We start from the raw sequence: 9,261 nt of genomic DNA, 5'->3' as shown, positions 1-9,261 counted from the left end.
CCCTCTCCCAGACGGGAGAGGGGGCCCGTTCCGGCCAGGCCGAACGAAGCGATCAGCCGAAGCAGTCTCATGTCTCCGCTCGGAACCGCGTCCGGGCCGCGGCGATGGCGGCGTGGTTCCGCTCCGCCCAAGCCACCAGGGCAGTGAGCGGATCGAGGAGCGATCGCCCCAGCGGCGTCAGGCCGTACTCGACGCTCGGCGGGCTGGTGGGGAAGACGCGCCGCGTCGCGAGGCCGTCGCGCTCCAGGTCGCGCAGCGTCTGGGTCAGCATCCGCTTGGAGATGTCGGGGATCACCCGGTGGATCGCCCCGAACCGGTGGGGACCGCCGGCGAGCGCCGCGACGATCAGCGTGGTCCACTTGTCGCCGACGTGACTGAGCACGTCGCGGACCGGGCAAGAATGCGGATCGAGACCGAGATCCTGCCAAGCCGCGAAGCGTTCGGCGAGGTCGGGACCGTTCCGGCTGTCGCCGTCATCGCGCATGGCGGGTTCCTTACCGGTAACCAGGGATCGAAAACCTGCCGCCTTACGGGGCCTGTCGGTCTCTTTTATAGACCTCGTGTGGATCAAGAACCATGAGGCGCAGCGACATGTCCCAGACCGTTACATCCCAATTGTTCGTCACGGGCGCGAGCGGCCAACTCGGGCACCTCGTCGTCGCGGCACTCCTGCGCCGGGTGCCGGCAGCCCGCATCGTCGCTGGTGTCAGGAATCCTCAGTCTCAGGCCGCGCAGGACCTGCATGCCCAGGGCGTCACGGTTCGGATCTGCGATTACGCGCGGCCCGAAACCCTGGCGGAGGCCTTCGCGGGCGTCGACCGCCTGCTGCTGATCTCGTCCAGCGAGGTTGGCCAGCGCGTGCCCCAGCACCGCAACGTCATTGCGGCGGCCAGCCGGGCCGGAATCGGGCTCATCGCTTATACGAGCCTACTGCGCGCGGACACCTCGCCCCTGGGGCTTGCCGGGGAGCATCGCGCCACCGAGGCGATCCTGGCGGAATCCGGCGTGCCGGCGGTGATCTTGCGCAACGGGTGGTACACCGAGAACTACACGGCTTCCCTGCCGGCGGCCCTCGCGCATGGGGTGATGCTCGGCAGTGCCGGCGCGGGGCGGATCGCCAGCGCCGCGCGCGCCGATTACGCGGAGGCCGCCGCCGTCGTGCTCACCGCCGAGGCGACGGGGGCGCGCGTCTACGAACTGGCGGGGGACGAGGCCTACACTTTAGATGCGTTCGCCGCAGCGGCCGCGCAGGCCTCCGGCCGGCCGATCCGCTACCAGGACCTGCCGGCGCCGGAGTACCGGGCGGCCCTCCTTGCCGCCGGCCTCCCCGACGGGGTGGCGAGCCTCCTCGCGGACTCCGATGCGGGGGCGGCGCAGGGCGCCCTGTTCGACGACGGACACGCCCTGCGCGCTCTGATCGGGCGGCCGACGACCCCGCTGGCGAGCGTCATCGCGACGGCTCTCGCCTGACGTCTCCGCCGGGACGTCAGGTTATCGCTGGCGAATGCGCGACCAAGCGGGAGCATTCGGCATGTCGCGCCAGGATGTTGCGGAACGGATTCCGGCGGGCCGCCGTTGGGACTCCAGAATTTCTGGAGGGAGATGTCCATGCGCAACCCCATTATCGCCGCCCTGACCCTGGCCACGCTGTTCGGTGCTTCGGCCGTACAGGCCGAGACAACCGTCATCCGCCGCGACGCGCCGGATACCGTCGTGGTCGACCGCCCCTCCACCGAGAGCCGCACGGTCGAGCGCCGCGAGACCAGCGACGGCTGTTCCTCGAAGACCGTGACCAAGGAAAACGACGTCGGCGACCGCAAGACGGTCACCAAGGAAAGCTGCGACTGATCGGGTTTGCGGCTGAAGCGTCCGGGTTCCTGCGCGGGCGCCCTCTCCCTCGGGAGAGGACGAGAGGCAATCGACCGAAAATCGTTTGATCCCGTCGCGTTTCACGCGTTCGTCCGCCCTGGTTCAGCCGGGGCGGGTTTTTCGTGTCCGCGAAACCGCCCGTCCCGACGGCTTCCGCCCGTCACGCCCTGTCGAGGCGCGCCGCGAGCGGGCGGGCCTTGAGGCGGCCGGCGAATTTCGGCCCGGCGAGCAGGCGCTCGCGCCGGACGAGGTCGCCGGGGCGCGGGGCGGTCGCGCCGAGGACGCGCTCGCCCCGGGCGGCGATGCGGGCGGGCAATCCGGTATGGGGTCGGCGCAGGCGCGCCAGGGAGACCTCCGGCCGCGCGGTGCCGATGAAGCGGTCGAGGAGGCGGATCCAGCCCTCGGCCGGGACGTCGCCGGCTTCCAGGCAGAGCACCCAATCCCGCCGCGCGGCCTTGGCGCCCGCCGACCAGGGCGAGGCGCCACGCCCGCGCAGCACCACCTTGGCGCCGGTCGCCTCCGCCACGGTCTCGATCGTCGGGTTGTGCGCGGGCACGATGATCACCGCATCGCCCACGAGCCCCGCCGCGACGCCCGCCACGAGCGCGCCGAGGGTATCGGCGAGCTGGTCGACGGCATCGGGGTCGTTGGGCCGGGCCACGGAGATGAGAGCCGAGAGCATGCGCGCGCATACCGCATTTTTTCGTCGCGCAAAGCCATCGCATGGCGCCGCATCCCCGGCATTGGGGTGGAAATGCCGAGCGCCGGCCGATCTGCCTGAAATATCCGCAGTTCCACGACGCTTCGTTCATGCTATGTTCCAGCGTCCTCCCGGAACGAACGTGGCCGATGCCCCCAGACGCGACCCGTCCCTCCTCGTCCGATCTGGAACCGGCGCGGCGCCTCGCCGAGGCGACGCCGCCCGCCGGGGGACGGCGGGGGCGGGGCGCCACGGCCAATCCGAGCGGGCGCTACGAGGCGGCCCGGCGGGAATTCTTCGACGATGGCTGGCCGAGCGACGACGCGCCGCCGCCGCTGCGCACCGAAGTGCGGCCTGAGCAGGCCCGCACGCTCATCACCCGCAACACATCGCCCGACATCTCCTTCGACCGCTCGATCAATCCCTACCGGGGCTGCGAGCACGGCTGCGTCTACTGCTTCGCCCGGCCGAACCACGCCTATGTGGGCCTCTCGCCGGGCCTCGACTTCGAGACGAAGCTGTTCCGGAAGGTGGATGCCGGCCCGCTCCTCGCGCGGGAATTGTCGGCGCCGGGCTACAGCCCCGCCACCATCGCGCTCGGCACGGCGACCGACCCTTACCAGCCGATCGAGCGGGAGCATCGCGTCACCCGCGCGGTGCTCGAGGTCCTGGCGCGCTTTCGCCACCCGGTCGGGATCGTGACGAAGTCGAACCTCGTCCTGCGCGATCTCGACCTCCTCACCGATCTCGCGCGGGACGGCCTCGTGAAGGTGGCGGTCTCGGTGACGACCCTCGACCCGGTGCTGGCGCGCCGGCTGGAGCCGCGGGCGCCGCATCCCGAGCGGCGCCTCGACGCCATCGGCCGCCTCAGCGCGGCCGGCATCCCCGTGATGGTGATCGCGGCGCCGGTCATCCCCTCGCTCAACGACCACGAGATCGAGGCGATCCTGGCCCGCGCCCGCGCGCAGGGCGCGGTGGAGGCGAGCCACGTCCTCCTGCGCCTGCCCCTCGAACTCGACGCCCTGGTGGACGACTGGTTCGCCGAGCACTACCCGGGTCGTCGCGCGCACGTCATGTCGCTGGTCCGGGCGGCCCGGGGCGGGAAGGCCTACGACGCGGCCTTCGGCACCCGCATGACCGGCACCGGCGCCTACGCGGACCTGATCGCCCAGCGCATGCGCCTTGCCCGGCGGCGCCTCGGATACCCCGAGACGCGCCGGCGCCTGCGCACCGACCTGTTCAGGGTTCCGACGAATCAGCTGAGTCTGTTCTGAGGGCGTAGGCGCGGGTGAAGCTGAGGCGGTGATGGGGCGAGCGCCCGCGCGCCGCCAGACCGGCGAGGTGCACGCGCGTGCCGTAGCCGACATTGCTGGCCCAGCCGTAATCCGGGTAGCGCCCGGCGAGCCGGTGCATCAGCCCGTCGCGCAGGGTCTTGGCCACGATGGAGGCGGCGGCGATCTGCGGCACCAGGCGGTCGCCGCCGATCACCGCGCGACAGGGCAGGGCGAGACCCGGGATCGCGTCGCGCCCGTCGACCCGGACGGGTTCGGCGAGGCCGAGGGCCAGCACGGCGCGCCGCATGGCGTCGAGGGTCGCGCCCCGCACGTTGAGCCGGTCGACGAGGGCGCGCGAGCCCGCCGCCACGGCAATGCGGGCGTGCGTCCGGATCAGGGGTGTCAACGCTGCGCGCTCGGCCGCCTTCAGGCGCTTGCTGTCGTCGAGGAGGGCGAGCAGGTCGGGTGGGAGCGCGGCCGGATCGAACCAGACCGCCGCGACCACGACGGGCCCGCAGAGCGCCCCACGCCCGACCTCGTCGCAGCCGATCACCGCCGGATAGGTCGCCGCCAGGCGCGGGTCGAACGGGGGCATCGGGCGAGTTCCGGGGCAGGGCGGTGCGCGTGCCTCCCTAGCCCGGACCTGCCGGACGGTCCACGCCTCAGCCGATCCCCACGACACTGCGGGGGGCCGCGCCGGGAACCCGTGCCCGCACGGGAGCGGTGCCGTGGGCCAGCGCGATGTTGTCGTAGAACTGGCGCGCGCTCTCGGCCCAGGTGTAACGCAGGGCCTCGGCCCGGCAGTGCGCGCGGGGGATCGCCAGGGCGGCGCGGGCCGCCGCTCCGAGATCGTGCCCCAGCACCCCGGCGCCGGTGCCACCGATCACGTCGAGGGGGCCGGTGACGGGGTAGGCGGCCACCGGCACCCCGCAGGCGAGGGCCTCCAGCAGCACGATGCCGAAGGTGTCGGTCAGGCTCGGGAACACGAAGGCGTCGGCCCCGGCATAGAGGGCGGCGAGCTCGGCCCCCGTCCGGGTTCCGAGGAAGCGCGCCCGGGGGTCGATGGCCGCGAGCCGGACCCGGTCGGGGCCGTCGCCAATTACCACCTTGGTGCCGGGCAAATCGAGGCGCAGGAAGGCGTCGAGGTTCTTCTCCACGGCGAGACGGCCGACGCTGAGGAAGATCGGGCGCGGCAGTCCCGCGAACGCCGCCGGCTCGGGCTCCCCCGCCGCCCGGGGCCGGAACAGGTCGGTGTCGACGCCCCGCGTCCAGCGCATGAGCTTGGTGAAGCCGCGCCCGGCGAGGTCGCGCTCCAGGGAGGGCGTGGACACCATGGTGCCGTTCGAGGCGCCGTGGAACCGGCGCAGCCAGGCGTAGCTCCAGGCCTCGGGCACCGGCGCCCGGGCCGAGAGGTATTCGGGGAACCGCGTGTGGTAGCTTGTGGTGAAGGGCCGGCGATGGGCGAGGCAGTAGCGCCGCGTCGCGTAGCCCACCGTGCCCTCCGTGGCGATATGGACATGCGTCGGCCGCAGGGTGTCCCACAGGCGGGCCACGTGGCGCTTGGTGGCGTAGGCGAGGCGAATCTCGGGATAGCCCGGCAGGGGCAGGGAGGCGAAATCCCGGTGGGTCAGGAGGACGGGTTCGAAGCCGTAGGCGGCACCGGCCGCCGCCATGTTCTCCAGGGAGCGGACGACGCCGTTGACCTGGGGGGCCCACGCATCCGTGGCGATGAGCAACCTCACGCGACGGCCCGGGCGCCGTCCGGCCTTGGCCGCTCGACCATGGGGGCGTGCAGGCGGGCGCGCATCACGCTCGGGTAGTGCAGCACCTCCATGGTGCCGTCGTAATGCTCGACGATGGCGGTGCAGGATTCCACCCAGTCGCCGGTATTGAGGTAGGTCAGCCCGTCGATCTGCCGGTGGGCCGCGTGGTGGATGTGGCCGCAGATGACCCCGTCGGCCCCGACGCGCCTGGCCTCGGCGCTGAGCAGTTCCTCGAACTTCCCGATGAAGTTGACGGCGTTCTTCACCTTGAGCTTGGCCCAGGCCGAGAGCGACCAATAGGCCAGGCCGAGGCGGCGGCGCGCGGTGTTGACGTAGGTGTTGATGAAGAGCGCGAAGGTGTAGGCCCCGTCGCCCAGGTAGGCGAGCCACTTGGCGTGGCGCACCACCATGTCGAACTGGTCGCCGTGGATGACGAGGTAGCGCTTGCCGTCGGCGGCCTCGTGCAGGCGCTGGTCGGCGATCTCGATGCCCCCGAAGGTCATGCCGATGTAGTCGCGCAGGAACTCGTCGTGGTTGCCCGGCACGTAGACCAGGGTCGAACCCTTGCGCACCTTGCGCATCAGCTTCTGCACGACGTCGTTGTGGCTCTGGGGCCAGTACCAGCCGGACTTGAGCTGCCAGCCGTCGATGATGTCGCCGACGAGATAGATCTCGTCCGCATCGTAATCGCGCAGGAATTCGAGCAACAGGTCGGCTTGGCAGCCCTTGGTGCCAAGATGCATGTCGGACAGGAACAGTGTCCGGACGCGGGTCGTCTCGGTCTCTTCGCCCACGCTTGCCTCCGGGACAGCCTCCGATACCAGGCAGCCAAACCGGATTCCCGTATCAGTTTGATGACGCCGGACCGGACCACGCCCGGCATCCCGCGCCGCGACGTAAGCTCTTCATCCACGAAAAAAATTTTGATTTGGGATCAAGTATTTCGGGTTTTCCTTTCGGCCTGAAGGGGGGCATAGTCCCGCTCAAGGTGCCCCACCGGGCCGCGTCCGTGGACGCATGACCGGAGCCCATCGAGGCGAACTAAGGGTGCCGTCCCCGGGGACGACGACGCTGAAACGGCCCAGCGGTGAGCGCGTGTCGAGCGCGCGCCCCGGCCCATGGAGAAGTGGCTTGAGGTATTCGGTGCCGCGCGCGGGCAGGCACGTCGAGGGTCTTCCTTCGGCGTCGGCGGGTTTCCGTCCGGCCCCCGCCCGAACACCGGACGGCGCGAACGAGATCGTCCCACGATTCACCTGACCAGCGGCCACGCGGGGCATCCGGACCGATCCGGGGCCGCCCGCGGGGGCCGCATCAACCATCGGCGCATCCTTGGCGCCGCACGGCCAGCCCGTGCGGGCGCAACGTGAGAAACGGAGAAAACACCATGGCGGCAACGCGACGTCCCGGCCGGAACCACCTGTTCGTTCCGGGCCCGACGAACATCCCGGATCGCGTGATGCGCGCGATGATGGTCCAGTCCGAGGATCACCGCTCGGTGGACTTCCCCGCCCTGACCAAGCCGCTGTTCGAGGACACGAAGGCGGTCTACGGCTCGACCGAGGGCACCATCTTCCTGTTCCCGGCCTCCGGCACCGGCATCTGGGAATCCGCCCTGACGAACACCCTGTCGCGGGGCGACAAGGTGCTGGCCGCCCGCTTCGGCCAGTTCAGCCACCTCTGGATCGACATGGCCCAGCGCCTCGGCCTCGAGGTGGTTGTGCAGGACGAGGAGTGGGGCACGGGTGCCAACCCGGAGCGGATCGGCGAGGCCCTGCGCGCCGACAAGAACCACGAGATCAAGGCCGTGATGGTGGTCCATAACGAGACCGCCACCGGCGTCACCAGCGATGTCGGCGCCGTGCGCAAGGCCATCGACGCGGCCGGCCACCCGGCCCTGCTCTTCGTGGACGGCGTCTCGTCGATCGGCTCGCTGCCATTCAAGATGGACGAGTGGAAGGTCGATTGCGCCATCGCGGGTTCGCAGAAGGGCCTGATGCTCCCCGCCGGCCTCGGCGTGATCTGCGTGAGCCAGAAGGCCCTCAAGGCCGCCGACACCTCGTCGGGCCAGAACGACCGCCTCGCGCACGTCTATTTCGACTGGGCCGATCACCAGAAGCAGAACCCGGCCGGTTACTTCCCCTACACCCCGTCGCTGCCGCTGCTCTACGGCCTGCGCGAGGCGCTGGCCTGCCTCAACGAGGAAGGCCTCGAGAACGTCTACCACCGCCATCACGTGCTCGGCGAGGCGACCCGCCAGGCCGTGGCCGCCTGGGGCCTCAAGACCTGCGCCAAGGAGCCCAAGTGGAACTCCGACACGGTCACGGCCATCCTGGTGCCGGAGGGCGTCGACGCCGCCGCGATCATCAAGCACGCCTACGTGCGCTACAACCTGGCGCTCGGCGCGGGCCTGAGCCAGGTCGCCGGCAAGGTCTTCCGCATCGGTCACGTCGGTGACATGAACGAGCTGTCGCTGCTGGGTGCCATCGCGGGCGCCGAGATGGCGATGCTCGACCATGGTGTGAAGGTGCAGCCCGGCTCCGGCGTCGCCGCCGCGTCGAGCTACCTGCGCGAGAACCCGCTCGCCAAGGCCTGAGGCCATCGACCTTTCGATCTGACGTGCCGGTGCGGGCTCGCCCGCTCCGGCACACCCGACCAACCTGACCGAGCCTTGCTCCATCCGTGACTTGGCCGGATCGGCCAGAGGATTCCATGACGAAGAAGATCGTGTTCCTCGACCGCGAGTCCCTGGACGCCAAGGTCCGTGAGTTCAACTTTCCGCACGAGTACGTCGAGTACGAGTCGACCTGGACGCCGGAGGAGATCGTCGAGCGCCTGAAGGGCGCCGAGATCGCGCTGATCAACAAGGTCCCGATGCGGGCCGAGACCCTGAAGCAGCTGCCCGACCTCAAGCTGATCGCGGTGGCCGCCACAGGCACCGACGTGGTCGACAAGGAAGCCGCCAAGGCGCAGGGCATCACCGTCGTCAACATTCGCGGCTACGCCTTCAACACCGTGCCGGAGCACGTCATCGGCCTGATGTTCGCCCTGCGGCGCGCCATCGTGCCCTACGCCAATTCCGTGCGCCGGGGCGATTGGGCGAAGTCGACCCAATTCTGCTACTTCGACTACCCGATCCACGACATCGCGGGCTCGACACTCGGCATCGTCGGCTACGGCGCGCTCGGCAAGTCCATCGCCAAGCGCGCCGAAGCGCTCGGCATGACGGTCCTCGCCTACGACGTCTTCCCCCAGGAGGGCCTCGTCGATTTCGAGACGATCCTGCGTGAATCCGACGTCATCACGCTGCATGCGCCGCTGACGCCCGAGACCCGCAACATGATCGGGCGCGAACAGCTCGCGAAGATGAAGAAGCACGCGCTCCTCATCAACACCGCCCGCGGCGGCCTCGTCGACGAGGAAGCCCTGGCCGAGGCCCTCAAGGCCGGCACCATCGGCGGCGCCGGCTTCGACGTGGTGATGACCGAGCCCCCGAAGAACGGCAACATCCTCTGCCAACTCGACCTGCCCAACCTCATCGTCACGCCGCACGTGGCCTGGGCGAGCAAGGAGGCCATGCAGATCCTGGCCGACCAGCTCGTGGACAACGTCGAGGCCTACGTCGCCGGCAAGCCGCAGAACGTGGTGTGAGTTTCCT

The 9,261-nt window shown here is 70.3% G+C and carries 10 protein-coding genes; 5 read left to right on the top strand and 5 right to left on the bottom strand.

Going from position 1 to position 9,261, the window contains the following annotated elements; translation table 11 throughout:
• Positions 1 to 67: 67 nt before the first annotated feature.
• Positions 68 to 484: a helix-turn-helix domain-containing protein gene (locus K2X24_RS11950; protein WP_292498215.1), complete on the bottom strand. Its 417-nt coding sequence runs from the start codon at positions 482 to 484 to the stop codon at positions 68 to 70.
• Positions 485 to 591: 107 nt separating this feature from the next.
• Here K2X24_RS11950 and K2X24_RS11945 point away from each other — a divergent pair, with 107 nt between their 5' ends.
• Entirely contained in the window at positions 592 to 1,470 is an 879-nt protein-coding gene (locus K2X24_RS11945; protein WP_292498218.1) for an SDR family oxidoreductase, read from the top strand.
• 138 nt (positions 1,471 to 1,608) lie between these two features.
• Positions 1,609 to 1,848: a hypothetical protein gene (locus tag K2X24_RS11940; RefSeq protein WP_292498212.1), complete on the top strand. Its 240-nt coding sequence runs from the start codon at positions 1,609 to 1,611 to the stop codon at positions 1,846 to 1,848.
• A 181-nt stretch (positions 1,849 to 2,029) separates the two neighbouring features.
• On the opposite strand, the gene K2X24_RS11935 is transcribed toward K2X24_RS11940, so the two are convergent.
• Positions 2,030 to 2,551 carry a hypothetical protein gene (locus K2X24_RS11935; protein ID WP_292498209.1) on the bottom strand — a complete coding sequence of 174 codons (522 nt, stop codon included), beginning with the start codon at positions 2,549 to 2,551 and terminating at the stop codon, positions 2,030 to 2,032.
• 167 nt (positions 2,552 to 2,718) lie between these two features.
• Here K2X24_RS11935 and K2X24_RS11930 point away from each other — a divergent pair, with 167 nt between their 5' ends.
• Positions 2,719 to 3,843 carry a PA0069 family radical SAM protein gene (locus K2X24_RS11930; protein ID WP_292498205.1) on the top strand — a complete coding sequence of 375 codons (1,125 nt, stop codon included), beginning with the start codon at positions 2,719 to 2,721 and terminating at the stop codon, positions 3,841 to 3,843.
• Here K2X24_RS11930 and K2X24_RS11925 read toward each other — a convergent pair.
• The 3 genes from K2X24_RS11925 to K2X24_RS11915 form a co-directional block, all read right to left on the bottom strand.
• Positions 3,809 to 4,438 (bottom strand): ribonuclease HII, encoded by a 630-nt coding sequence (locus tag K2X24_RS11925; RefSeq protein WP_292498202.1) that lies wholly within the window; start codon positions 4,436 to 4,438, stop codon positions 3,809 to 3,811. The genes K2X24_RS11930 and K2X24_RS11925 overlap by 35 nt on opposite strands.
• A 67-nt stretch (positions 4,439 to 4,505) precedes the next feature.
• A complete protein-coding gene (locus K2X24_RS11920) occupies positions 4,506 to 5,585 on the bottom strand; it encodes a glycosyltransferase family 1 protein (protein ID WP_292498200.1) in 1,080 nt (359 codons plus the stop codon).
• Positions 5,582 to 6,400 carry a UDP-2,3-diacylglucosamine diphosphatase gene (locus tag K2X24_RS11915; RefSeq protein ID WP_292498198.1) on the bottom strand — a complete coding sequence of 273 codons (819 nt, stop codon included), beginning with the start codon at positions 6,398 to 6,400 and terminating at the stop codon, positions 5,582 to 5,584. The genes K2X24_RS11920 and K2X24_RS11915 overlap by 4 nt, the downstream gene beginning before the upstream one ends.
• Before the next feature lie 590 nt (positions 6,401 to 6,990).
• Here K2X24_RS11915 and K2X24_RS11910 point away from each other — a divergent pair.
• Together K2X24_RS11910 and K2X24_RS11905 are read left to right on the top strand one after the other, a co-directional pair.
• On the top strand, positions 6,991 to 8,199 hold the full coding sequence (locus K2X24_RS11910; protein ID WP_292498194.1) for an aminotransferase class V-fold PLP-dependent enzyme: 1,209 nt from the start codon (positions 6,991 to 6,993) through the stop codon (positions 8,197 to 8,199).
• A 116-nt stretch (positions 8,200 to 8,315) separates the two neighbouring features.
• A complete protein-coding gene (locus K2X24_RS11905) occupies positions 8,316 to 9,254 on the top strand; it encodes a D-2-hydroxyacid dehydrogenase (RefSeq protein ID WP_292498192.1) in 939 nt (312 codons plus the stop codon).
• The last annotated feature ends 7 nt before the right edge of the window (positions 9,255 to 9,261 follow it).

The sequence above is a fragment of the Methylobacterium sp. genome, from assembly GCF_019750675.1.
Taxonomy (GTDB): Bacteria; Pseudomonadota; Alphaproteobacteria; order Rhizobiales; family Beijerinckiaceae; genus Methylobacterium.
Note: the sequence above shows the minus strand (reverse complement) of the source record. Positions and strands in the feature narration are given on the sequence as shown.